21 protein-coding genes and 1 tRNA gene are annotated in these 24,127 nt (G+C 33.7%); 7 read left to right on the forward strand and 15 right to left on the reverse strand.

The genetic code is table 11. The features are described 5' to 3' along the window. Positions 1–47: 47 nt before the first annotated feature. From GKZ88_RS06310 to GKZ88_RS06335, 6 genes are all read right to left on the reverse strand, one after another. Positions 48–1,076, reverse strand: a complete 1,029-nt coding sequence (locus tag GKZ88_RS06310; RefSeq protein WP_155101534.1) for a hypothetical protein — start codon at positions 1,074–1,076, stop codon at positions 48–50. Further along, a complete protein-coding gene (locus GKZ88_RS06315) occupies positions 1,054–2,682 on the reverse strand; it encodes an NAD(P)/FAD-dependent oxidoreductase (RefSeq protein ID WP_155101535.1) in 1,629 nt (542 codons plus the stop codon). The genes GKZ88_RS06310 and GKZ88_RS06315 overlap by 23 nt, the downstream gene beginning before the upstream one ends. After that, positions 2,657–4,177, reverse strand: a complete 1,521-nt coding sequence (locus GKZ88_RS06320; RefSeq protein ID WP_155101536.1) for a polyamine aminopropyltransferase — start codon at positions 4,175–4,177, stop codon at positions 2,657–2,659. Before GKZ88_RS06320 ends, GKZ88_RS06315 begins: the two co-directional genes overlap by 26 nt. After that, the gene (locus GKZ88_RS06325; protein ID WP_155101537.1) at positions 4,170–4,385 is read right to left on the reverse strand and encodes a DUF350 domain-containing protein; all 216 of its coding nucleotides are present in this window, start codon (positions 4,383–4,385) and stop codon (positions 4,170–4,172) included. Before GKZ88_RS06325 ends, GKZ88_RS06320 begins: the two co-directional genes overlap by 8 nt. Positions 4,386–4,582: 197 nt before the next feature. Further along, entirely contained in the window at positions 4,583–5,815 is a 1,233-nt protein-coding gene (locus tag GKZ88_RS06330; RefSeq protein ID WP_155101538.1) for a DUF4178 domain-containing protein, read from the reverse strand. A gap of 3 nt (positions 5,816–5,818) precedes the next feature. Continuing rightward, positions 5,819–6,181 carry an S-adenosylmethionine decarboxylase gene (locus tag GKZ88_RS06335; RefSeq protein ID WP_155101539.1) on the reverse strand — a complete coding sequence of 121 codons (363 nt, stop codon included), beginning with the start codon at positions 6,179–6,181 and terminating at the stop codon, positions 5,819–5,821. 313 nt (positions 6,182–6,494) lie between these two features. Here GKZ88_RS06335 and GKZ88_RS06340 point away from each other — a divergent pair, with 313 nt between their 5' ends. The 3 genes from GKZ88_RS06340 (at position 6,495) to GKZ88_RS06350 (ending at position 9,790) form a co-directional block, all read left to right on the forward strand. After that, a complete protein-coding gene (locus tag GKZ88_RS06340) occupies positions 6,495–7,319 on the forward strand; it encodes a helix-turn-helix domain-containing protein (RefSeq protein WP_155101540.1) in 825 nt (274 codons plus the stop codon). Between the two features lie 69 nt (positions 7,320–7,388). Further along, on the forward strand, positions 7,389–8,348 hold the full coding sequence (locus GKZ88_RS06345; RefSeq protein ID WP_155101541.1) for a nitrilase family protein: 960 nt from the start codon (positions 7,389–7,391) through the stop codon (positions 8,346–8,348). Positions 8,349–8,620: 272 nt separating this feature from the next. Beyond that, positions 8,621–9,790 (forward strand): ATP-binding protein, encoded by a 1,170-nt coding sequence (locus GKZ88_RS06350; RefSeq protein ID WP_155101542.1) that lies wholly within the window; start codon positions 8,621–8,623, stop codon positions 9,788–9,790. A gap of 34 nt (positions 9,791–9,824) precedes the next feature. Here GKZ88_RS06350 and GKZ88_RS06355 read toward each other — a convergent pair. Both GKZ88_RS06355 and GKZ88_RS06360 read right to left on the reverse strand, forming a co-directional pair. Beyond that, positions 9,825–9,911, reverse strand: a tRNA-Ser gene (locus GKZ88_RS06355). Positions 9,912–9,971: 60 nt separating this feature from the next. Then, positions 9,972–10,841, reverse strand: coding sequence for a LysR substrate-binding domain-containing protein (locus GKZ88_RS06360; protein ID WP_155101543.1), 870 nt, complete (start codon positions 10,839–10,841; stop codon positions 9,972–9,974). 90 nt (positions 10,842–10,931) lie between these two features. Between GKZ88_RS06360 and GKZ88_RS06365 the strand changes: the two genes are divergently transcribed. Further along, positions 10,932–12,173 carry an MFS transporter gene (locus tag GKZ88_RS06365; protein ID WP_155101544.1) on the forward strand — a complete coding sequence of 414 codons (1,242 nt, stop codon included), beginning with the start codon at positions 10,932–10,934 and terminating at the stop codon, positions 12,171–12,173. Positions 12,174–12,354: 181 nt separating this feature from the next. Here the strand turns inward: GKZ88_RS06365 and GKZ88_RS06370 are convergent, their stop codons facing one another. The 7 genes from GKZ88_RS06370 to GKZ88_RS06400 all read right to left on the reverse strand — a co-directional run bounded on the left by GKZ88_RS06370 (position 12,355) and on the right by GKZ88_RS06400 (position 20,431). After that, the gene (locus GKZ88_RS06370) at positions 12,355–13,383 is read right to left on the reverse strand and encodes an asparaginase (protein WP_155101545.1); all 1,029 of its coding nucleotides are present in this window, start codon (positions 13,381–13,383) and stop codon (positions 12,355–12,357) included. Then, entirely contained in the window at positions 13,373–14,509 is a 1,137-nt protein-coding gene (locus tag GKZ88_RS06375; protein WP_155101546.1) for a 1-acyl-sn-glycerol-3-phosphate acyltransferase, read from the reverse strand. The genes GKZ88_RS06370 and GKZ88_RS06375 overlap by 11 nt, the downstream gene beginning before the upstream one ends. A 63-nt stretch (positions 14,510–14,572) precedes the next feature. Further along, positions 14,573–15,352, reverse strand: coding sequence for a TatD family hydrolase (locus tag GKZ88_RS06380; protein WP_155101547.1), 780 nt, complete (start codon positions 15,350–15,352; stop codon positions 14,573–14,575). Positions 15,353–15,648: 296 nt separating this feature from the next. After that, positions 15,649–17,310 carry a S41 family peptidase gene (locus tag GKZ88_RS06385; protein ID WP_155101548.1) on the reverse strand — a complete coding sequence of 554 codons (1,662 nt, stop codon included), beginning with the start codon at positions 17,308–17,310 and terminating at the stop codon, positions 15,649–15,651. Positions 17,311–17,344: 34 nt separating this feature from the next. Then, the gene (locus GKZ88_RS06390) at positions 17,345–19,009 is read right to left on the reverse strand and encodes a S41 family peptidase (protein WP_155101549.1); all 1,665 of its coding nucleotides are present in this window, start codon (positions 19,007–19,009) and stop codon (positions 17,345–17,347) included. Positions 19,010–19,121: 112 nt separating this feature from the next. Next, entirely contained in the window at positions 19,122–19,844 is a 723-nt protein-coding gene (locus tag GKZ88_RS06395; protein ID WP_155101550.1) for a tetratricopeptide repeat protein, read from the reverse strand. Positions 19,845–19,846: 2 nt separating this feature from the next. Further along, the gene (locus GKZ88_RS06400) at positions 19,847–20,431 is read right to left on the reverse strand and encodes a sigma-70 family RNA polymerase sigma factor (RefSeq protein WP_155101551.1); all 585 of its coding nucleotides are present in this window, start codon (positions 20,429–20,431) and stop codon (positions 19,847–19,849) included. A 126-nt stretch (positions 20,432–20,557) separates the two neighbouring features. Here GKZ88_RS06400 and GKZ88_RS06405 point away from each other — a divergent pair, with 126 nt between their 5' ends. From GKZ88_RS06405 to GKZ88_RS06415, 3 genes are all read left to right on the forward strand, one after another. After that, complete coding sequence (locus GKZ88_RS06405) at positions 20,558–20,857, forward strand: hypothetical protein (protein ID WP_155101552.1); 300 nt, start codon at positions 20,558–20,560, stop codon at positions 20,855–20,857. 190 nt (positions 20,858–21,047) lie between these two features. Further along, a complete protein-coding gene (locus tag GKZ88_RS06410) occupies positions 21,048–22,031 on the forward strand; it encodes a hypothetical protein (RefSeq protein ID WP_155101553.1) in 984 nt (327 codons plus the stop codon). A gap of 111 nt (positions 22,032–22,142) precedes the next feature. Continuing rightward, entirely contained in the window at positions 22,143–24,095 is a 1,953-nt protein-coding gene (locus GKZ88_RS06415) for a PKD domain-containing protein (protein ID WP_155101554.1), read from the forward strand. The last annotated feature ends 32 nt before the right edge of the window (positions 24,096–24,127 follow it).

Below are 24,127 nucleotides of genomic sequence, written 5' to 3' on the forward strand. Positions count from 1 at the left end.
ACCGCTTCTATCGGGGCTAGACTAGACGTTTTTGTTTTTTCATCAAATTATGAATTCGGCTTCTTAGATTTCCAAATAAAACCATCAAGCAAATAATGCGTAAACTGCGGCACACTCAAAAGCGGCACCAATAAAAATTGCCATCCGGAAAAATCAAAATCAGTTGTCGAAATATTCTCTTTCCAAACAAAAAATTCCCACAGAAATTCTTCTGAAAAAGCAATTGTCAACAAAATCAGTACATAAACAAATACGGCATTATAACTTTTGATAAAGCTAAAAATTCCTTTTTCGCTATCCGATCTTTTTTCAACTTCTCTAAAATAAATCAATGCCATATACGGAATTCCGTGCGATACAACGTTTAGTAAAGTAAAAATTAGATCATCATTAAAATAAACAATCCCAAAATACCAGGAAAGCGCAGTTCCTAAAATAATAGCGTTTTTAGGGATATTGAAAAACTTCTTTTGAAAAGAAATAACAATCGTCCGCAAGACATATAATGCAAGAATCGCAATATAAATCCAAAATAAAATTTCTAAAAGCGCTTGATTTTCAAAATGAAAAAATTCATCTTCAACAAACCAGTTGAACTTTCTTTCAGGCGATAAAAACCAAAACAACATCGGGTAACCCGTCGATGCATAAATTGCAAGATTATCTATCAAAGCCGAAATGGTCGTTTTCACTTCATTTCTGGCATACAATCGCATAAAACCATATTGTTGCCTTATAAAATGAAAAACGGCAACATAAGCCAAAAAAGACCAGAAAACCAAACTCCCAAAAAGAAACAAAACCATACTTATCGCAAAACAAATTACAGGCAAAAGAATTAGCAATTTCTTCCTTTTTTGAAATTCGTCTTTTACAAAATACGTTTTAAACAAAGTCGCGTAAACATGCGCTACATCAATAAAAACAATTAAAAAAAGCCAAGTATAAAACGAATAATCATTTTCGATTTTTATGATAGAATCCTGAAAAAGCAAAACAATGGCCAACACGAAAAATGATGGCCCAACGACAAACAGTAAATCTGTTTTGGCTTTATGAATCCAAGGCTGTATCATTCAAAATTTGTTTTACGGCATTAATTCCTTGATGAAAAGCTTCTTCAAAAATCGAGATTCCTGATAAATCGCTATGGGCAAAATAGATTCTGTTTTCAATGTTTTTGGCGGCATTTTCTTTGGCTTGACCAAAAATAAAATCCGGAACCGGCGAAATCATTCCGTGCCCTAAAAGAAAAACTTCCATATCTTCCGTATACTCTTCAATATCTGGATGCGCAATTTTTAAATCACTAAAAACAAGCTGTTTCCAGTATTCTTTATCTTTTTTATAAATTTCTTTTCGCGTTTTCTTCAAATCTCCAGACGAAAAACTATAATAATACGTGATCACTTTTTTCTCCTGAACTTGATTCAAAGTCTGATTTTGCGCATACACATAACCCAAACCTTTTGCATCATAAATTACATTATCCCAAGAAAGCGGAAAACTGAAATTGTCCGGCAAATCATTGACAATCAAAGTTGCTAAAAGCCATGGCGTGTAATGAAACTCTTTTGTAAATTCTTTTCGGTCTTTTATAAGATATTGATTTACAAACTGTGGCGTTGCCATAACAACTTTGTCCGTTATAATTTCAACAGAAACTTTTTTGACATCGTCAAAAGCTTTGACAATAACTTTATTGTTTTCAACCTTTACCTCATAAACCAAATGATTTTTTAAGGTTTTCTTTTCGGTATATTTTTTAAGATGGCTTGCTAATCTTGCATTGCCTTCTGGCCAGGTTAAAACACTGTCATTTTTATCTGAAGCGGCATTCTGTTTTCTTCCAGCAAAATAATGAATTCCTGCCCAGGCCGAAACAAATTCGATTCCCAAACCAAAGTCATCTTTACAGCAATAATCAATATAATTAAACAAAGGTTTTGATTTGAAATTATTGTTTTCAAACCATCTTTGCATTGTGATTTTATCTAAAGTTCTAGCGCTTTCATCTTTTGACGAAAGAGAAATCGGAATATCAAATAAGTACTTTTGATCTGTTCCTTTTGCCGCACGAAAAGCATCCATTTCTTTAAAGAATCTTATAAATTCTTTATCGTCTTCAGCCGAATTTCCTTCTTTTGGAACAACACCTTCCTGCCAATTATTTTTGTAAAATAATCTTTCGTCAGGCGCAAAAGTCAATTGTAATTCATCGAAAATAGGCAACCCTTTTTCATTATAACCTTTAATGATATTTTCTTCTTCAAGAAAGGCAAGAAGTTCTTTGTCCTCCATATTCGGGAGCGGTAAATAATGCGCTCCCAGAGGATATTTAGAATATTTGTTCTGGCCATTTGAGGAATTTCCTCCTAAATGATCTGCCATTTCAAGCAATAAAAAATCAGATATTCCTTTTTTATGAAATTCGCGCGTAGCACTCAATCCTGATATTCCTCCGCCAATAATTAAATACGGAATCTGGATTTGTTCTGTTGGTTTAGGAAAATCTTTAATCCATAACCGATGCCCCAAAAGATGATTGGCTCCGGATAAACGAAGCATCAAAACGGCTATTTTATTGGAACAAAATTGCAAAAACGGAATTAAAAGCAAAGAAGCTCCAATTCCTTTTACGAAATTTCGTCTTCCTTTATTGTAATTTTCCCCACTCTTCATCAAAATAGCGTACTAAAATTTGGTTATCCAAACGGTTAATTTCTACTTGATTCGAAACCATATCGGTGGTAAAATAATTAAATCTGTCAAACTGGTAATTGTAGAATTTGAGTCCTGAAGCTTTTCGGTTTACTTCGTTAAAAGTAGTTCCAAAACCATTTATCGCAATGGTATAACCCCATTCTCCAAAAGAAGGAACATAAGCATGATAAGCATCTACCTGCGGAAAAACCTGCATTACCGTTTTATTTATGCACCAAAATGATTTTGGAGCAAAATAAGGCGAAGTAGTCTGAATTACGACTGCCGCATCGGGCTTTAAAATCGTTTTTATTGTCTGATAAAAATTCAAAGAATACAATTTGCCTAAACTGTAATTCGACGGATCTGGAAAATCGATAATAGCCACATCAAATTTTTCTTTACAGCTTTTTGCCCAAATATAAGCATCGGTATTAATTACTGTAACCTTGGCATTGTTTAACGAATTCTTATTGAAGTTTGTTAATACGGTATTGGTCTTAAAAAGCTTTGTCATTCCAGCGTCAAGATCAACTAAAGTTATTTTTTGAACGTCTTTGTATTTTAGTATTTCACGAACGGCCAATCCGTCGCCTCCTCCTAAAACCAAAACGCTCTTTACATTTTTAGCAATCGACATTACCGGATGAACCAAAGCTTCATGATAACGGTATTCATCGGCCGAACTAAATTGAAGATTGTTATTTAAATACAATCGATAATCGCTTTTATTATGCGTTAAAACGATGCGCTGATAAGGAGTTGAATTGGTATAAATAATATTTTCGCCGTATAATTTTCCTTCTGAATAGGACAAAATTTTATCTGAAAAAATAAAAACGGCAAGCAATAATAAAAATGAAAAAACAGCTTTTGCTTTTAAAAGTGATACTTTCTTTAATTCGCTTTTCAATAAAAAACACAAAGCAATTGCAATACTTACATTAATCATTCCGAAGAAAAGCGACGTTCCCATGATTCCTAATTTTGGCACTAAAACCAAAGGAAAAAGAATGGAAGCCAGCAAAGCCCCGATATAATCGAAAGTAAAAACATTTGAAACCAGATCCTTGAACTCGACCCTGTCTTTTAAAATGTTCATTAAAAGCGGAATCTCCAATCCGACCAGAAAACCGGTTACAAAAACAAATAAATATAAAATGAACTGAAAAGAACCAACACTCTCAAACAGCAGAAATAAAACCACTGAACTTAAGCCGCCAATGAGCCCAACCAGTATTTCGATTTCTACAAAAGTGTTCAGCAAATTTTTATGAAAAAACTTCGAAAAAAAAGAGCCAATACCCATTGAAAACAGGTAAACTCCAATTATAAATGAAAACTGCTTTACTGAATCACCTAATAAATAGCTCGCCAAAGTACCTGCAACAAGCTCATAAATAAGCCCGCAGGTTGCAATAATAAATACGGCAAACAGTAAAAGAAATTCAAACCTAAAAAATTTTTTACCCATGAATTGCTGCGCTAACAATCATTGAAATTCCAATGATAAATGCTGCCAAAACAATTGCAACAGCAATATTATTTTTTTCTACGACTTCTTTCCATGTATTTTCAGGAGTGATTTTTTCGATAATAAAATAACCTATTAACAAAATGACAATTCCTAAAAAAGAATAAATAATTGAATTTACTATTGGTTGAGCATGAATTAATTCCATATTATTAAAAATTATTTATGATAAAAATGATTTACTGATGAGCGGCTTCCTGTTGACTTGTAATTTTCTGTTGTCTCACAATCGCAGATTCGGTTTCCTGCTACTGTAAAATAAAGGTAAACACCAAAACATATTAAACCAAGTAATAGCGAAACAGCATTATTATATATAAAATCAAAAACTTTCTTCATATCTATTTAATCGTTGTAACGAGAATAAGAACTATCTGCCCATCTTTCTTTCTCAAATTTATAACTGAAATATCGTATTATTAAATAAATGGCAATCATCCCAATAATAACCAGCCAAACGTTTCTGCTTGAAGGTTCGTTCCAAACCACATTAATACGCATTTCATTATTGCTGGTATCTTCAGGAGCTTTCATTGGCGTTAATAAAAGATGGTATTTTCCTTCCTTCACGCCACAAATATTAAACTCTTCAGATTCGCTTCCTTCTCTCCACGATTCTCCGTCCTCATAGCCGTGATAAAATTCTATGTCTTTACTCGCATAAATCTCATCACTGGTATCTTCATTGATCAAAGCGACATTTAGGTTTGCCCAAGAATTATTGACATCTGTCGAAACTTTAATTGTCATGGGTGCCGAACCGCCTTTTAAGACAAAAGGGTCACTTGTAATTTCTTTATTGTCAAATTCGCTAAAACGTATTGTTTTCGAAAAAACATTCTGCTCAAACTGATCTTTATAAATATACCAGTTCGTAGCAATGATTAATAAAGCTGTAAAACAGAAAATTACAGCCAAATCCCTCAGATTAATTCCTTCAGGCTGAATAACATTTACACCAAACTGATGTGGCATAAAAGTTTTCTTAAAAGCTTTTCTTATAACACTTCTTTTAATGTACTCACCGTAAAATGCTGTATTTACCTTATTCATTGATTCAATAGAAATCATGTAAGGCGGTCTAATGTATTCAACTACAGTAATTATGGTTTTCTGTGGCAGTTCAAAATCAAAAAAACCTTCTGCATTTACGATTACAGTATTCGAATAATCATAGATATTATATTCCAGATCATTATGTTCTACCGTTAAAGGATGCGACTTTACATTAAAAGTCTCTTCCATTTCAGTAAGTAACATCCAATGTCCTTGTGAAAGCGAAAGATAAAGGAATTCATTTTTATCGTTTTGAAGTATAAACTCTGTCCAACGATAATCTGGATGAACCTTTTTAATCAATATACCTGTAACCTTATATTCACTTCCTTTCAAAAACCCAACATCGCCAATCGCTAACGACTGATTCTCTATTGTTTCTTTAAATTGCGATTTTCTACGAAAACTTCCTTCTTTATCACAAAGATATAAGGTATGACAAATTGGGCAGACAAAATTTATCACCTTAAAGCCAACCTCTAATTCGGTTTCAGTATTACACTCGTAACAAGGAATTTTCATGTTTTATCGGTTAATTTCAAAATCCTTAATAATTTTTCCATCAAAATAAGTGATGTAATCCGCCATAACACTTCTTACTTTGCTTGAATTATCCTGAAGATAATTGCACAAATAAACATCCAAAGTAAGCTGATTATATTCTGGCCAAGTATGTATGCAAATATGAGATTCTTTTAAACAGAAAGAAATTGTAAAACTATTGTTGTCAAAATCATGTACCACAACACCCACTTTTTCAAGTTCATACTTTTCTAAAATAGATTCAGTTACAGCAACAAAGCCCTGGCTATTGGTTAATTTAGAAATTTCATCGACATGTAATGTTACCAGTTTATGAAGTCCTGGCGAGTAAGGAGGCAAATCCATTTAAATTTATATATTGACAATTGGGCCAAATATATAATAATTTAATTAATAGAGAATGTGGAAAACCGTAATGCAAGCTTAATTTTAGAATCACGCAACAAGGCTATCTGCTTTTTTATTAGTTATTTTTAGCAGCAGAAAAATCAATTTTCAAAACACCTTTAGTCCCGCTATCCGCTATATCTTTTATATCCGCCGCGGCGGACATAAAAGGATACCGCTTCTATCGGGGCTAGACGAGATATTTTCGTTTTTTCAAGAAAAATATACCTAAATTAGCCAAAACAGATTATCTGTAAAATCGACTAAATTCATGCAAGTTTCACCTCCAAAAGAGTTATCCCCTTACATAAAGCATTATCTTTTTTTAGATAATACCGAAACTGCTGCACAAAAATTTCGTCTGTTTTCTGATGGCAATACCGGCCTTGTATTTTCTGTAAAAAGCAAACTTATTTCTGGAATTAACAAATCCGATATAAAAGAATATCTGCCCGCTTCTTTTTTATACGGACAACTAAATGGTTTTAAAGATCTTTATTCTGAAAATGAAATAACACTGATCATTGTCGTTTTTCAACCCAACGGAATTCATCAATTATTAGGAATTCCTGCCTATGAATTTCACAATTCTATTATTCCTGTTGAAGATGTATTCGACCAAAAAATTATGGCGCTTCAGGAAAAATTATTACAGCAAAATAACCCAGCACGAGTTGAACTGCTAAATCATTTTTTTAGCTCGTTAATCAATGCAAAACCAGCTTCAAATCAATTCATAATAGATCATGCTTTAAACTTTATTATCGCTAACAAAGGTCATTTCGCTATAAAACAATTAGTCGAATATACGGGTTACACCGAAAGGCATTTGGAAAGAAAATTCAAAGAAAGCATCGGATTAAATCCGAAAAAATTTGGCAACGTTGTGAGACTGCACTATTTCTTAAAACTATTAAATGACAAACCTGACAAGACCAATTTAACAACAATTTGTTACGATGCCGGATTTTCAGATCAATCGCATTTAATAAAAGAATTTAAAAAACATACCGGAATAACGCCAACAGAATATTTAAATAATACTGGGAAATTAACAAATAATCTTATAAAAAGATTTCCTTCTTCGTCATTCTAAAATGTCGGTTTTTTACAATTTATAAAATATTCCTGCAGCTATTTTTGACTAAAATTAATAGTGTGCAACATGAAAAATCTAAAAATAGCCACAGCTCAGTTTGAAAACAAAAGCGGCGATAAAAACTATAACTTATCGGTAATCGAAAAACTTTCTCAAAAAGCATCAATTGAAGGTTGCGATGTAATTTCGTTTCATGAATGCTCTATAACCGGATATACGTTTGCAATGCATTTGTCAAAAGAACAAATGTTAGACTTGGCAGAATTGATTCCAAGTGGAGAAAGCATTTTGAAATTAATTGAAATTGCCAAAAACAACAACATTATACTATTAGCCGGACTTTTCGAAAAAGACGAAAATGACAATCTCTTCAAAGCCTATGTTTGTGTAGATAAAAATGGTTTAGTGGCCAAATACCGAAAACTGCATCCGTTTATAAATCCATATTTAACGCCTGGAGATCGTTATTGTATTTTTGAAATTGAAGGCTGGAAATGCGGTATTTTAATTTGTTACGACAATAATATTATCGAAAATGTGCGCGCTACAAAACTTTTAGGTGCCGATATTATATTTATGCCTCACGTGACCATGTGCACTCCATCTACAAGACCTGGTGCGGGTTTTGTATCTCCTCAACTTTGGGAAAATCGCGAAGCTGATCCAACTTCCCTTCGATTAGAATTTAACGGAATGAAAGGCCGTGACTGGCTAATGAAATGGCTTCCAGCAAGAGCATATGATAATGCAATCTATGCCATATTTTCAAACCCAATTGGTATGGATGATGATCAATTAAAAAATGGCTGTTCTATGATTATAGATCCTTTTGGTGATGTTTTGGCAGAATGCAGCACTTTTGATGACTCTTTTGCAACAGCAGTACTTACTCCAGAAAAATGTATTCAGGCCGGAGGGAATCGCTATATAAAAGCTAGAAGACCAGAATTGTACAAAGATATTATTGGTCAAAATCATGAATCAGAACAAAATGTAGTCTGGCTAAACTCTGATAAAAAAACATAAATTAAATATTTCGCCTCTCTAAAGCTGTTGAAAAATTTATCTATAAAAGTTCATAAAACAAACCAATGCTATACAAATTTCCCTTTGTAAATTAGTTTTTACAAGGGGTTTTTATTTAAATCTTCAATTATAAAATATAAGAAAAAACTTAAAAATAAATACTATTAGTTTTCAATAATAACGCTATTTCTGTATTATAAATCCACTTATTACATTTAAAACAAAGACATTAAATTCAGTTAGGTTATATTTGAGTAAATGCACCAGAAATCATGAGTGAAAAAAAAAATATTCCGCCTGATGGTATTGCTCTTCCAGAAAAAAGTAAAGCAAATCATAATGACGAGTTATTGCTGGTCAATAAAAAACTTTCTCAGCAGATAGAGGAACGAAAAAAACGCGCAGCAGAACTAATTATTGCCAATATAGAACTTGCTTACCAAAATAAAGAAAAAGAAAATCGTGCAGCTGAATTAGTTATAGCAAATGCAGAACTTGCTTTTCAAAATAAAGAAAAAGAAAATCGTGCCGCAGAATTGGCTATAGCCAATACGGAACTTGCTTTTCAAAATAAAGAAAAAGAAAATCGTGCCGCAGAATTGGTTATCGCTAACACTGAACTTGTTTTTCAAAATCAGGAAAAAGAAAAACGCGCCGCAGAATTGGTTATTGCCAATACTGAACTTACTTTTCAGAATCAGGAAAAAGAAAAACGAGCAACTGAATTAATACTCACAAATAATGAACTCGAAGCATTTACGTATATTTCGAGTCATCATTTACAAGAACCTTTAAGAAAAATTCAGGTTTTCACAGACCGAATAAGTACTGATGAATTTCAAAATTTAACTCCTAAAGGAAAATACTATTTTGAACGTATTGAAGTTGCTGCCTCTCATATGCAGGCACTAATAAATGATTTATTAACTTACTCGCGCACAAGTGTAACCGAAAAGAAATTTGAAAACTTCAACATTAATGACATTATAAATACAGTCGTAGAAGATTTAAAAGAAGAAATAATCCTGAAAAAAGCAATTATAGAAGTATCTGGAAATTGCAGCGCTTATATAATCCCTTCGCAGTTTCATCAGCTTATCTGTAATCTAATAAGTAACTCTCTCAAATTTTCAAAACAGGACGAAATACCACGTATTAAAATAGAAAGCCTTTATACCAAACAAAAAGCAAAGAATCTTTTGTCATCATCTGATTACTGTCATATAATAATCAGCGACAATGGTATTGGGTTTGATCAACAATTTGAAGGCCGTGTTTTCGAAATGTTTCAGCAGCTTCATAGCAGAACAAAATACAAGGGAACCGGAATTGGTCTTGCCATAGTAAAAAAGATTGTAGAAAATCATAGCGGTATAATTACGGCAACTGGCAAATTAAATCAAGGAGCTAAATTTGATATTTATATTCCTGTAGTATCATAAAAAAAGCCTCTTGTGAAATTCACAAAAGGCTTTGCAGAGAGAAAGGGATTCGAACCCTCGATACAGTTACCCATATACTAGCTTTCCAGGCTAGCTCCTTCAACCACTCGGACACCTCTCTTTGTTGGTCTGCAAAGAACACAAAAAAAAATGAGTTTCAAAAGTAAAATCAAAGATTACTTTAAATGCTCTTTCTAAATTCTTCCATAAACAATTTTACAGCTTTTTTCTGGTAACCGCCTATCGTCAACATAAAAGCTTCTCTTTTAGTGGCAACACCCGTAATTTGTATTGCTTTAAGCTGATCCCAGCCTTTAAGCGCCATTTCTGCAACAATTGTCGCCCAATCACTGTTCTCTACCATTTGCAATAATGCATGTATAGAATGCAGCTCTATTGAGATTTTGGGTTTCATATTGAATTTTTGAAATAATTCTTCAACAAATTCTCTCGAATTTGAGCCTTTTCCGGGCAATACCAGCGGAATTTCTTCTATTTTCTTAAAAGCTATTTTATCTAAATCGGCTAAAGCATGTGTTCTCGAAACCGCCAAAACCATGTGAGAGGTAAACAAAGGTATTTTCTGAATGGGCAATTCAATTTCATGCGATGAAATAACCAAAACGACATCTAACTGGTTGTCAAGAAGTTTTTGTTCTAAAGCTTCTGTTGTTCCATATTCAACAACAATTTTTAGGTTTTGATATTTTTTAGCAAATATGTTGACAACCGGAAGAATCAGCAAACCAAAAATATAAGTCACTCCTATTCGCAGTTCACCGCCAATCATTTCATTTAAATCTTCGATTGCCTGTTTACCGTTTTCTACATTTTCGACCACTTTTTTGGCATGAATCAAAAAAACCGAGCCCGCTTCTGTCAACTGCACTTTTTTGCCAATTCGCTTAAACAAAGGCAAACCAAGTTCTTCCTCCAGTTTTTTGATTTGCTGCGAAAGCCCTGATTGCGTAACAAAACACAATTCGGCTGCTTTTGTAAAATGCAAAACCTCAGCCGTTTTTATAAAATATTCGAGTTGATATAATTCCATATTGATAAGATTAAATACTTATTATCAGTAAAATTATTAATTTTTCTAATGTAATCATAATCCCGACCTTTGTATTAAATATTACAAATCATGTTTAAAGCATTAAAATCTAGAAACTTCAAGCTCTTCTTTTACGGACAATCCGTTTCTATTGTTGGAACCTGGTTACAGAAAACCGCTGTAAGCTGGATGGTTTACAGTATTACTGGTTCCGTATTTTTATTAGGTCTGGCTACATTTTTAAGCATGATTCCGACTTTATTTCTTGCACCATTGGCCGGAAGTGTTATCGGAAGATATGACCGACACAAAGCCATGATTTTATTGCAGTCTTTAGCCATGCTTCAGGCTGGGGCTTTGGCTTTGCTGCTTTATCTAAAAATCTATAACATCAATTTTATTCTGGCATTGAGTCTTTTTCAGGGAATTATAAATGCTTTTGACATGACCTGCAGACAAACCATGATGATTGATATTGTCAATGATAAAGAAGATTTGCCAAATGCTGTTGCCCTAAATTCGACTCTAAATAATTTCGCCCGAATTGCTGGTCCAGCGCTTGCCGGAATTATTCTGCACAATTACGGCGAAGACATTTGTTTCATTGGAAACTTCTTAAGCTATATTCCAGTTTTGATTTCGCTTTTCATGATGAGAATCACACCGCACATTAAAGCCGAAGATAAATTCAAAATGCTTGATGATTTTCTTGAAGGTTTAGATTATGTCAAAAAAGAAACCGAAATGGCAAAAATGCTTTTAATGTTAATGTGCAGCAGTTTATTTGTGATTTCTTTCAACACTTTGATGCCGGTTTTTGCCAAAGATATTTTTAGTGGCAACGCACAGACTTTCAGCTGGTTTGAAAGCGCTGCCGGAATTGGTTCTATCGTTTCGGCTATTTATCTGGCTAATCTTAAAAGAGCTGACAATATGAATAAAATAATGATTGCTGCGAGCTTATTATTAGGTTTTAGCGTCATAATACTTGCTTACTCAAATAGTTTAACTATCGCGCTTATTTGTATGGCGCTGAGCGGTGTAGGAATGATGGCGCAAACCTCAGCTATAAATATTTATGTTCAAACACAGAGTTCTGTAAATATGCGTTCAAGAAGCATCAGTTATTATTTGATGGCGTATCAGGGAATGATTCCTGTGGGAAGTTTACTTATTGGCTACGTTTCTCACATTATCGGGACTAGAAATACGGTGGCGATTCAGGGAATCATTTGTATTGTTTCGGTGATTGTTTATGTGTATTATAAAAACCGTAGTTCTCAGGAAGACTTAGAAACTTGTCCGGTTCAGTATAGAAATTCTAAAAATTAAATTCCAAATTTTTAAAATTCCAAATTCCAATTATCCGAAACATTTGTCAAAGTTTTAAACTTTGACAAATGTTGTTGCGTATAGTAAACCCGACAGGTTTTAAAAACCTGTCGGGTTTTGTTATGTAAACTTTTTGGAATTTCTACAATTGGAATTTGGGATTTTTTTATTGGAATTTCTTTTACGAAATCTCGCCACGAAGTGCCGTTTCAAAAATATCTTTAAACTCGTTTTGCGGGATATTATGCCCAAGCAAGTACATCAATTTTGTAATTGCAGCTTCTGTAGTAATATCTTTTCCTGAAATAACGCCAAGCGATTTTAATGCTGTGCTGGTTTCGTATTGTCCCATGTTTACGCTTCCGCCAGAACATTGCGTTACGTTTACAATGTGCATTCCTGAGTTAATTGCTTTTTCAATTAATTTCAAAAACCAATCTTCGGTTGGAGCATTTCCTGAGCCGTAAGTTTCTAAGACAATTCCACGTAAACCTGAAGTTGCTAAAATCGAAGCCAAAACCACTTCGCTCATGCCAGGAAACATTTTGATTATCGCTACGTGATTGTCTAAGTTTTTATGAACAATCAATTTAGCATCTGTATTTATTGGAAGAAACAAATGCGAATTCAATTTTAAATGCACCCCAGATTCTACCAATTCCGGATAATTTGGCGCTGTAAAGGCCTTAAAATGTTCGGCATTTACTTTTGAAGTTCTATTTCCTCGGTATAATTTATATTCAAAATAAAGGCAAACTTCATTGATAACCGGTTTCCCGTTTTCCTGAAGTGAAGCAATTTGAATAGCCGTAATCAAATTTTCTTTTGCATCGGTACGCAAATCACCAATTGGCAATTGCGATCCTGTAAACACGACTGGTTTGGCTAAATTCTCCAACATAAAACTCAATGCCGAAGCCGAATATGACATTGTATCTGAACCGTGCAGCACTACAAATCCGTCATATTTAGCATAATTATCCTCGATAATTGTGGCAATTTTTGTCCACATTTCAGGATTCATGTTTGAAGAATCAATTGGATGTTCAAATGAAACCGTTTCGATTTCACAATCCAATTGTTTGATTTCAGGAATTTTTTGAAGCAGTTTTCCAAAATTGAACGCTTTAAGCGCGCCCGTTTCAAAATCCTTGCTCATACCGATGGTTCCTCCGGTATAAATTAAAAGTATTTTAGCTTTAGATGACATCTTGGTATTTCAATTTATTGACAACCGGATTCGCATACATTGATAAAAATCCTTGTCTGGTAACCGGATTATCACTGCCAATTCTCATTTCTAAACGACGCTCAAAAAGTGATTTTTCGTTCTCTTTATACTTGTGGGCGAATTTATCGGTTTCGTTTAAAATATCGTACGCAATAAAGTTAGTTGGCCATAATTGATAGTTTTTCAAAATGACATCATCAATTGTTTGTGCCAAAGCCTGAACTTGTTTATTTCCATTGTCATTTTCGGCAACAATCTGATCAATTTCTGTATCAAGAACATCTCCAACAGAAATATGTATTCTTTTTTTAGTTCCCATGATACCGCTCAAAATGGTCATGAAATCTTCATTTTTATCTTTAACGTAAACTTCGTTGTTTGCTTCTGCCATTAACTGCGGCATTTTCAAAACATCTGTCGGATCATATTCATAAGAAATAGAAACTGGAACGATTTTTAATTTTTTGAAATAATCCATCAAATTAGGTTCATCAGATCCCATTCCAATCATTTTTAAAACGCCTGGATTGGTTTCGTCATTTCCATCTTTTGTTCTTCCTTCTCTCTGCGCAATCCAAACCGAACGATTTTCGCGAAGCAATAACTGCCCCATATATTCAGCCAATAATTTAGAACTCTGCAGCATTTCACGAGGCGTTAATCCTCTTAAAACTAAAAAGTTTCTGTTCAATTTTGCCAAAGTTGCCAAAAAAGCTTTTTTAACCAAATTATCGCCAATTGCAGATGCCGTCATTACCAAACCGTGTTCGAACAAGCAAACATTCAGCAAAGTGGTATCTAATAGAATATCTCTGTGATTGGAGATAAAAAGATAAGAAGTATTTGGTTCCAATTTCTCAAAACCTGAAGTTGTTAAGCCTTCAGAGCTTTTTTCTAAAACTCTTTGGATTGTATTGTAAATAAAATTGCATTGAAAATCGCGAATTGAATGCGTTTTCTTAAGCTGATCTTTCCAAACCTCATCTTCTACTTCCGGAAAAGTAAAGTTCATCATGGTTTTCATCATAGGATGATTTACTACATCATGAAGGGCTTCATTTATTTCGGAATCATAAAACGGTCGAATGGCATCAAATCTCTGCATTATTTATTTGGGTTTAAGTGGGCAAAAGAACAAAAAAAAAATTAAAGTTTTGTAAGATGTGGGTTAAATCCCAAAAACGTCCTTTGAATTTTGGGTTGTAATTGCTGCAATTTCTTCTGCAGAAACTCCGTAAATGTCGCTTAATTTAGCAATAACATTAATCAAATAACTGCTTTCATTTCGTTTTCCTCTGTAAGGAATTGGCGCCAAATAAGGTGAATCTGTCTCTAATACAATATGTTTTAAATCGATTTGGTTTAAAAACTGATCGATTTTTCCGTTCTTGAAAGTGACAACTCCTCCTATTCCAAGCTTCATTTTGTAAGAAATTGCACGCTCTGCTTGTTCTAAAGTTCCGGAAAAACAATGAAAAATCCCAAATAAATCTTCCGATTTTTCTTCTTCCAAAACTTCAAAGATTTCGTCGAAGGCTTCTCGGCAGTGAATTACAATAGGAAGTTTGTATTGTTTTGCCAATTGAATTTGTCTCTTAAAAGCAATTTGCTGCTCTTTCAAATGTGTTTTATCCCAATATAAATCAATCCCGATTTCACCAACAGCATAGAATTTTCGTTTTGACAATTCAGTTTCTACATGCGCTAGTTCTTCCAGATAATTATCTTTCACATAAGTAGGATGCAAACCCATCATTAAAAAGATATTTTCAGGGTAATTTTTCTCTAAATCGTACATGGACTGCGTTGCGGCAGCATCGATTGCAGGAATAAAAAAACGTGTAATTCCAGCATCAATAGCGCGCTGTATCATTTCGTCACGATCCTGATCAAATTCTTCTGAATATAAATGCGTGTGTGTATCGGTAATTATGGGTGCTGAATTCAATTGTCTAATTTTTAAAGGTGTCAAAATTACGACAATATTAAAAGAATAGCAATTTTGAGGGGAATTGGTACGCGGATGGCACAGATTCACTTCGTGAAAACACAGATGAAAACAGATTTTTTCTTAAAAACGAAAACCTTTGTCAAAGTTTAAAACTTTGACAAAGGCTTGCTTATTTTTTTATTTATCATCCTGATGAACGAAGGACCTCACAAGAAGTTTCGCAGAGAAAACCCCCATTTTTTCTTACGATCAGCTAGTGCGATCCCTCGTTCTTCAGTACGACAAACTTGGTTTTACTTTCCTGTTTCAATAAAAACCAAAGCGCGGTCTAAAACCTCATCTTTTCCTTCTTTAATTCCTTTTATTGTTGGTTTTACTTCAATATCTGGTATGATTCCAATTCTTTGTGTTTCTCTTCCGTCGGGATAATAAACTCCAATTCCTGAAAATAGGGTATGAAAACCTTTAAAATCAAATTGGCTTACATTTCCATCTGCGCCGGCAGTCTGACTTCCAATAATTGTCGTATTTCCCGCTGCCTGAAAGCACATTGCCGTCCATTCTGATTGACTCACTGATTTCTCATTAAGCAAAACAATCACCTTTCCTTTGTAATTATCTTTGTTTTCAGAACCGCTTTTTGTTGAGCCATCCCAAATAAATTTGCCAGGATATTCATAATATGGGCGGGTATAAATGGCAAATTCTTTCTCCTGAGAATTTAGAAAATTTGATATTTCCCTAAAAGTACCCAATGGATAATTTCTCATATCAAGAACAATTGCTTTTGTATTTTTTAAGGCCTCAATCATAGCCGGAATATTTCTCGATTTTATAATCCCCATATCAACATAACCTATATTGTCATCCAAAAGCTTGAATTTGTCCTTCTTTTTCATGACTCCCTTTTTGAATTCATTTCTGTGAGACTCATGATAATCAAACCAAATCATATCTTTTGTTTCGTATTTTCCGTCTTTTAAAAATTCAACTTTTACATTATCATTGGTATTCACAAGGACAATCCTTACGAGTTTATCTAAATAAGCAGCCTCATTTGAAGCGCAGATTAAATCTCTATTTTCTGAAATAAGTTCTTTAATTGTTTTGTCATTTATTTTAGTAATGACATCTCCAATTTTAATATTATAAGCTTCGGCAACACTATCTCCTACAATTTCTGTCACCACTATTTTTTCATCTATTATTTTTCCTTTAGCAGGAAAAAATCTTCCATTTCCTTCACCTATCGAAGACTTATACATAAAAAACTCTGTATGGCTGTCATCTATTTTTGAAACCATTTTTTTCATTGCTGTGTAAAAATCAGTATAATTTTCAGCTTTGATTACCGCAGGCAATGTCTGCATTAAAGTTTCATCCCATTTTTGACGCATTAAATATTTAAATGGAAAAAAATATTCAACGACATTCCAGTACATAAATATCATGCGCAGTTTTGAATTTTTATCCTCAAAATTGGGATCGTCATAACGCTCATTTATCAAGTTAACATTTTCTACATGTTCACTTCCCTCCACATAAAATTGTTTACCCTGAAACCTGTTTTCTTCAATAAATTTGAGTTTCTTCGAAAGCTTTTTTGAAAAGACTTTATCATTATTAATCCAAGACAAATCGAAGTTTTTATCAAAAAACTTAACATCTTTTGGTTCGGGAATTGGCGCAATTTCTTTTACCGGGCCAAGTTCGTCAATCCAATTTTCCAGAATCAATGAAAACTCTTCTTTGGTTTGTGCTTTTTCTATCTTAGGAAGTTTTTCTAAAAGCTGTTCATCCCAATTTGTTTTACCTCCCGCAACAAACGGATGATAATATTTTAAAAATCCCCAGACTTTGCATGTTGCAGTAAGTTTTTCAGTTTCGGTGATTTTTGTCGAGCTGAAAATGGCTTGAGAAAATACAATAAAGAGAAATAAAGTAATTTTTTTCATTAAAATGTAGGGTTTAATTTATTAGTAGTTTGGGTTATTTTCCTGTTTCAATAAAAAGCAACGCGCGATCTAAAACCTCATCTTTTCCTTCTTGAATTCCTTTTATTGTTGGTTTTACTTCAATATCTGGAACTATTCCAATTCTTTGGGTTTCTGTTTGATCTGGGTAAAATACTCCAATTCCTGAAATTTGTGTATTAAACCCTTTAAAATCAAAAATAGATACATTCCCATCTGCTCCAGCGGTCTGACTTCCAATTATGGTAGCATTACCCGATGTCTGAAAACACATTGCTGTCCATTCTGCCTGGCTTTGCGTCTTTTCATTAAGCAGCATAATGACTTTTCCTTTGTAATTATCCTTATTCTCAAAACCGGCGTCACTTCCGCTGGTCCATCTAAATCGTCCTGGATAACTTAAATCTGGAATTGTGTAAATAGCAAATTTCTTTTCATGAGGATTTAAAAATTTTGATATTTCTTCGAAAGTACCGTTCGGATAATTTCTCATATCAAAAACAATAGCTTTGGTGTTTTTTAGAGCTTCAACCATATCGGGAATATTTCTGATTTTTATAATTCCCATATCGACATAACCAATATTATCCTCTAAAAGCCTGAATTTCTCCTTCTTTTTTCGTGCGCCCTTTTTAAATTCATTTCTGTGAGAATCATGGTAATTAAACCATGTCATTGTTTTGGTACTATACTTATTGTCTTTAAAAAACTCTATTTTCACAGTGTCTGAATAGCCACTTAAATTTTTTTCAACTACTTTATCTAAATAGGAAGATTCATTTGATGCACAAATTAACTCCCTATTTTCTGCAATGATCTCTTTTATCGTTTTATCATTTATTTTAGTAATTATTGTCCCAATTTCTATATCATCAGCTTGAGCGAGACTATCTGCCAAGATTTCTGTAACGACCAATTTCTCCTCAATAATTTTTCCTTTCGCAGGAAAAAACAACTTCTCTTTACGAACTGCTGAAGGCGAAGGATATAAATAAAACTCTGTATGACTGTCATTAATTCTAGAAACCAATTTTCGCATTGACAGATAAAAATCATCGTAATTCTGGGATTGAATCGCAAGAGGTATTATTTTTTCTAAAGTAATATCCCATTTCTGATCCATTAGATATTTATTCGGAAAAAAATATTCTATCAAATTCCAGTACATGAATACCATTCTCAGTTTTGAACTCTTATCGCTAAAGTCGGGATGTTCGAAACTTTCATTTTGCAAAAGAATATTTCCAACACCTTCCCCGGTGTAAACGTAGAATTGTTCTCCTTGAAATCTATTTTCTTCAATAAATTTTAATTTTTTGGAAAGCTTTTTTGAAAACAATTTATTGCTGTTTATCCAAGAGAGATCAAAGTTCTTATCAAAATACTTTACCTCTTTTGGTGCAGCGATTGGTCCGATTTCTTTTATTGGACCAAGATTATCAATCCAGTTTTCTAGAATTAATGAAAAGTCTTCTTTCGTTTGTACTTTTTCTATTAATGGAAGTTTTTCTAAAAGCTGATTGTCCCAATTTACTTCTCCGCCAGCCACTTTTGGATGATAATATTTTAAAAATCCCCAGACTTTGCATGTTGCCGCAAGTTTTTCGGTATCCGTAATTTTTGATGCACTGAAAATGCTTTGCGAAAACAGAACAAGTACTAATAAAGTAATTCTTTGCATTTTAGGTTCAGATTTGGATAGATAGTTTGGGACTACTTCTTTAAAAAGAAAAACCGAATTTAGAACTAAAATTCTAAATTCGGTTACGGTTTTACGTAAATACCTTTTTTTATTAATCTAATTCATCCAGAAGCAGTTGCACTTCATCATAATCTTCATAATCCTGCGAAATTGTCTGCAATATTTCTTTACAGGATTGATAATCTCTTTGTTTCAATTTAGATAATGCGAGGTACCAAATTGCTTTTTCTTTATAAACTGAATTGCCTGCTTTCAATTCATTAAAAACAGCTTCGGCTTTTAGATAATGACTTTCTTCTAAAAGAGAAATCCCGTAATAATATTGAATTTCTGGTGTTTTTCCTTTTGCTAAAACTTCTTCAAAAAACGGAATTGCCAATGAATATTTTTTGCCATTAAATTCTTTCTCAGCATTTTTTAAAGGGCCATTTTCACTTCCTCTTTCGGCAAATGAAGCTTGTTCAGGATGGTTATAATCAGCGTAAGTCGGATTCTGATTGTAATTAAAAAAGAACAGTCCAAACATCACCGCAACCGATGCTGCAACGGCAAGATACCAAGGTTTAAGACCTATAACTTTTGGTTTTTTGTTGAAATATTCTTCGGCAATCTGATTAAGATTTTCTTTGAATGCTTCTCTCTCTTCTTCAAATCCAAATTTATTCTGAAGCTGCAGCTGTACTGATTTGAAAGTTTCAAATTCTGAAGCAAATTGAACATCATCTTTCAATTGCTTTTCAAAGTCATTTTTTTCTTCAACAGCCAGTTCGCCTTCAAGATATTGATCAAATAATATATAGCGTTCTTCGTTCATGACTACTTATTTTTTAGAGAATTAAAATTTTTGGCTTCCTGAATCCACTGCGTTAACTGGCCTATACATAACGATTTCTTTTTGCGTACATAACCGTACGTTACGTTAAGTTTTTCAGCAACCTCTTCCATCGATTTAATCGAAAAACTCAGCTTTAACAGCTCTTGGCATTTGTCTCCAAGTTTTTGAAACATGGTATCAAAAAGCTTCTGTTTTTCATCAAATTCTTCAGTCTGAGCAATTAATTCTAACGCAGATTCATTAATAGATACCGCGTCTTCATGAATTGTTACCCCTTTATTTGATATTTTTTTGAATTCATTCAGCCATTTCCTTTTACACAATAAAAAAAAGTAGGCATCAAAAGGGCAAGTAAGCTGCAATGTTTTGGCTTTCGCCTGATTGTAAAGCAATATCATGACTTCCTGAACAATGTCCTGCGCCTGCTCTCTGTCGCCTGAATTATTCAAGACAAAAAAAACGACTTTAGGAACGAACTGCTTGTAAATAGATTCAATAATTACCGAATCATTTGCTGCAAGTCCGTCAATATACATTTGGTCACTATGAATTTTAATTTTCTCCATAAAAAAACTTTTGATTAGTTAAAGTTAAAAAAGAATCTCAAATAATTTAATTATCAGGGTAACAATTACAAAATCAATTTGATATAGACCTGTAATACTCTTTTAAACTAAAAAATATTAAAAGGAATGGAAACGTATCAATTTACTAAAGAAAAAAATCTGGAGCAGTTTTATGAAATGATTTCGGCTAAAAAACGAAATGGTTTTGTAATTGTAGAACACAACGAAAAATTGCCGTATGTAGTTTTATCCAAAGAAAAAAAAGTCCTAAACCATTCTTTTCATCTCTTTCTTACCTGCATCACATTTGGTTTCTGGTCAATTGTCTGGCTGTATTTAATTGTTACGCTTTCGCAGAAGAAAAGCATTTTGGTAGCTGTAGATGAAGACGGAAATCTTTTTGAAGACAAATGTTTATCAGCCTAAATAAAAAAAATAAAAAACAGGGGTAACAAATTTTTAAGCGAATTGATATAGTGTTATACAGGCCTGAAAAAATATTTTAAAAACGAGGGGTAACAAAATCAAACCCAAATTGATTTAAGAATATAAATAACAACCAGAATCTGAAAACCGCTTGATACCATTCAAGACAGATTTATAAAAACTAGAAATTATGAACACGAAATTTAAAACTATCAGTCTATTATTTTTATTAGTAATCTCCTTAGTAAGCTGCGACAACAGCGATGGAGACGAAATTAAAATTACACCGCCAACATCGGCTGCTTTTAAAAGCATCAGCGAAAAAGGAGTAAAAGGAAACACTCAAAAATTCACTGTAACAGCCGGAACCGGAATGATATCGGTAACATCTGCAAAAGGAGTTAAACTGAACATTAACGGAAACTGTTTAACCAAAAACGGAAATGCCGTAACAGGGCAAATTGATATTGAATATATAGAGCTTTTTGACAAAGGAAATATGTTGATTACCAACAAACCAACAATGGGAATTACTGCAGACGGAAAGAAAAATCTTTTGATTTCTGGCGGAGAATTCTTTATCAAAGCAACTCAGGGCGGTGTTGAACTTCAAACTTCTTGCTCAATGAGTATGATTGTGCCTGCAGCGCTTACAGACGGCGTAGACAATACTATGACTTTATGGACGGGTGTAATTAATGATGCAGGAGAATTGGCTTGGAGAGAAGCAAAAGCCGACGCAAATGGCGCAAACGGAAAAGGCGGTGTTCAAGGCGAAGGAACAAATTATTATGTAACTTTTGGAAACTTTGGCTGGACAAATGTGGACCGTTTTTACAGTGATCCAAGACCAAAAACTACCATTCTTGCTGATGCTCCTGATGGTTATGACAATAACAACAGTGCAATTTATTTATCTTATGACGGCGAAGGAACAAATGCTCTTGCAAAATTAGACACTTATACAGCAGCCGGATTATTTAGCGAACATTACGGCCAGATCCCGATTGGTCTTAAATGTCACGTGATTTTTGTTACCGAAGACAGTGGTCAATGGCGTTATGCGATTAAAGCTGTAACCGTTGCCGCCAATGACGTTTACACTTTTACGCTTGCCGAAACTACTCTTGGTACCGAAGCGCAATTGGTCGCAGCAATTAATGCGATCCAATAACTTAGAAATGCTTTTTTAAGAAAAAGTGGTGATTTGCTCATCACTTTTTTTTACATTTAATCCTGTTTTAAAATTGATTATTAAGATTTTAGAACCCAAAACTATCTCGTTATGAAACCACAACTGTCTATTTTCTTTATACTCTTCTCTATTTTTTCAATAGGACAAACCAAAGTAAAAGACACCATAACCCGAAGAGCCAATATTGGTTTTATCCAAAACGGAAATGCCGTAACTTTTAAGCCTGAAACACCGCCTTTGATTCCGATAGCGGGTGCGCCAAAACCTAGTTATTCGTATTTATGGGAACTCGGCGACGGCCATTACAGTAAAGAAGTAGAACCAAAACATGTTTATAAAAACAAAGGAACTTACACCACGCGCCTTGCCGTAACTAACAATTACGACAACGGAAAACCTCCCGCAACGCGTCCTAAAAAAGTGGCTGTGAATGATATTACAGACACTAATTATAAAGACATTGCATCAATTGCGGATCAAAATGGTTTTGCCATAATTAAAAACTGTGATCCTATTCCAGATCAGGAAATGATAGTTGTAGTAAGTTATCAGAATCTGGAAAATTATGTTTCAAGCGGCAAACTGTATTTGTTTTACAATGAGAAACAATTCAAGAATAATAACTTTGAATTAACTGATTTTAGAACGTATGCCAACGAGCGTGAAGTGAAGGAAAATCTTGTGGCTTCTACCGACGACCTTGACGATTCGAATACTTTTGTGGCTTCCGCCGAAAATACAATCAAACGAAAAAAATACCGAAATACAACGACCGAAGAAGATTTGGATGCATCACTTTCAGATGCCAATAAAACCTATCATAATGTATCGATTTTAGAATTTGATGATGCCAATCCGGGGGAAACCCGAAATGTTTTTTATACCTTTAAAACAACACCTGAAATGATTAAAGATACCAGCGCAACGGTTACGATGCGCGGGATTTTTGTTCCGAATCGAAGTTATAAGAACCATAAAATTAAAAACCTCGAAATGGAAATTGTGACTTCGCACGATCCAAACAAAATGGGATCAAACGGAAGTTTTATGAATTACAGATTGGTGCGTTTTAAAAGAGTGAATTTTAAAACCCGTTTTCAAAACAACGGCGAAGGTCCGGCAAGAAAAATTCGTTTAGAAACGGATGTTCCGGATATGTTCGACAAAAAGACTTTCCAGATTGAAAGCATGTATCCTGAATGTCCAATTTGTCCAAAAGACGAAGAACCAACGATAAGCTGTCTGGACACGATTATCAAACAAAAACAGATTATTTTCACTTTCAAAAATATTTACTTGCCGGGAAGCGAACAGAAAAATGTTCAGGAAAAAGATTCCACAAAAGGATTTGTAAAATATTCGATGAAGTTTGCCGAGGATTTTCATAAAGTAAAAACCAAAAGCCGAACTGCCATTATTTTTGATAAAAACGAACCTATAATTACCAACTACGCCACGACTCGATTTCTTCCCGGAATTTCGATTGGGGCAAAAGCGGGTTATAATATTTATCCTGATTTAGACAAATCGACGAGTTATTTTGTGGGAGCTACAATTTCGCCATTTAAATCGTATCGTTTTTACTGGCAGGCTGAATGGCTAAATGCATTAAACCAATACAACAGCGCGGTTAAAGTTGAAGAAGAATTTTTAACCAATCCAAATGGGGTAAGACAATTGCAGCGCACTACAACAACAACTGAAAACAAAAATATCAATTGGGAAATTCCGTTTTTGATTCGCTATAATATTAATAATTATATCGGAGTTGGCGCTGGAGTTCAGGTTAATGTGAATGTTTCTTCAGAACAAAATCAGAATATTCAAGTGGATCTTTATGAAGGCGACAAAGGGAATTTTTTAATTGATTCAAAAACAACTGAAAATACAGTAAAAAATTCTTTCACCGATTTTAAAACAGGGCTTTTATTTGATTTAACGGCAGGTTTTGCCAGAATTGGTCCGAGTTTGGGTGCACGTTACGTGATTAATTTTGAACAGAATTTCAATTATATTCAGCTTTATGGAATATGGAAGTTTTAGTTTTTTTTCACCATATAAGTGATGTAAGTTCA

The sequence above is a fragment of the Flavobacterium sp. LC2016-01 genome, from assembly GCF_009711135.1.
Taxonomy (GTDB): Bacteria; Bacteroidota; Bacteroidia; order Flavobacteriales; family Flavobacteriaceae; genus Flavobacterium.

What these genes read in the sequence shown, in the direction of transcription:
- GKZ88_RS06310 (WP_155101534.1), bottom strand. Translation starts at nt 1,076, where the DNA reads ATGATACAGCCTTGGATTCATAAAGCCAAAACAGATTTACTGTTTGTC.
- GKZ88_RS06315 (WP_155101535.1), bottom strand. Translation starts at nt 2,682, where the DNA reads ATGAAGAGTGGGGAAAATTACAATAAAGGAAGACGAAATTTCGTAAAA.
- GKZ88_RS06320 (WP_155101536.1), bottom strand. Translation starts at nt 4,177, where the DNA reads ATGGGTAAAAAATTTTTTAGGTTTGAATTTCTTTTACTGTTTGCCGTA.
- GKZ88_RS06325 (WP_155101537.1), bottom strand. Translation starts at nt 4,385, where the DNA reads ATGGAATTAATTCATGCTCAACCAATAGTAAATTCAATTATTTATTCT.
- GKZ88_RS06330 (WP_155101538.1), bottom strand. Translation starts at nt 5,815, where the DNA reads ATGAAAATTCCTTGTTACGAGTGTAATACTGAAACCGAATTAGAGGTT.
- GKZ88_RS06335 (WP_155101539.1), bottom strand. Translation starts at nt 6,181, where the DNA reads ATGGATTTGCCTCCTTACTCGCCAGGACTTCATAAACTGGTAACATTA.
- GKZ88_RS06340 (WP_155101540.1), top strand. Translation starts at nt 6,495, where the DNA reads ATGCAAGTTTCACCTCCAAAAGAGTTATCCCCTTACATAAAGCATTAT.
- GKZ88_RS06345 (WP_155101541.1), top strand. Translation starts at nt 7,389, where the DNA reads ATGAAAAATCTAAAAATAGCCACAGCTCAGTTTGAAAACAAAAGCGGC.
- GKZ88_RS06350 (WP_155101542.1), top strand. Translation starts at nt 8,621, where the DNA reads ATGAGTGAAAAAAAAAATATTCCGCCTGATGGTATTGCTCTTCCAGAA.
- GKZ88_RS06360 (WP_155101543.1), bottom strand. Translation starts at nt 10,841, where the DNA reads ATGGAATTATATCAACTCGAATATTTTATAAAAACGGCTGAGGTTTTG.
- GKZ88_RS06365 (WP_155101544.1), top strand. Translation starts at nt 10,932, where the DNA reads ATGTTTAAAGCATTAAAATCTAGAAACTTCAAGCTCTTCTTTTACGGA.
- GKZ88_RS06370 (WP_155101545.1), bottom strand. Translation starts at nt 13,383, where the DNA reads ATGTCATCTAAAGCTAAAATACTTTTAATTTATACCGGAGGAACCATC.
- GKZ88_RS06375 (WP_155101546.1), bottom strand. Translation starts at nt 14,509, where the DNA reads ATGCAGAGATTTGATGCCATTCGACCGTTTTATGATTCCGAAATAAAT.
- GKZ88_RS06385 (WP_155101548.1), bottom strand. Translation starts at nt 17,310, where the DNA reads ATGAAAAAAATTACTTTATTTCTCTTTATTGTATTTTCTCAAGCCATT.
- GKZ88_RS06390 (WP_155101549.1), bottom strand. Translation starts at nt 19,009, where the DNA reads ATGCAAAGAATTACTTTATTAGTACTTGTTCTGTTTTCGCAAAGCATT.
- GKZ88_RS06395 (WP_155101550.1), bottom strand. Translation starts at nt 19,844, where the DNA reads ATGAACGAAGAACGCTATATATTATTTGATCAATATCTTGAAGGCGAA.
- GKZ88_RS06400 (WP_155101551.1), bottom strand. Translation starts at nt 20,431, where the DNA reads ATGGAGAAAATTAAAATTCATAGTGACCAAATGTATATTGACGGACTT.
- GKZ88_RS06405 (WP_155101552.1), top strand. Translation starts at nt 20,558, where the DNA reads ATGGAAACGTATCAATTTACTAAAGAAAAAAATCTGGAGCAGTTTTAT.
- GKZ88_RS06410 (WP_155101553.1), top strand. Translation starts at nt 21,048, where the DNA reads ATGAACACGAAATTTAAAACTATCAGTCTATTATTTTTATTAGTAATC.
- GKZ88_RS06415 (WP_155101554.1), top strand. Translation starts at nt 22,143, where the DNA reads ATGAAACCACAACTGTCTATTTTCTTTATACTCTTCTCTATTTTTTCA.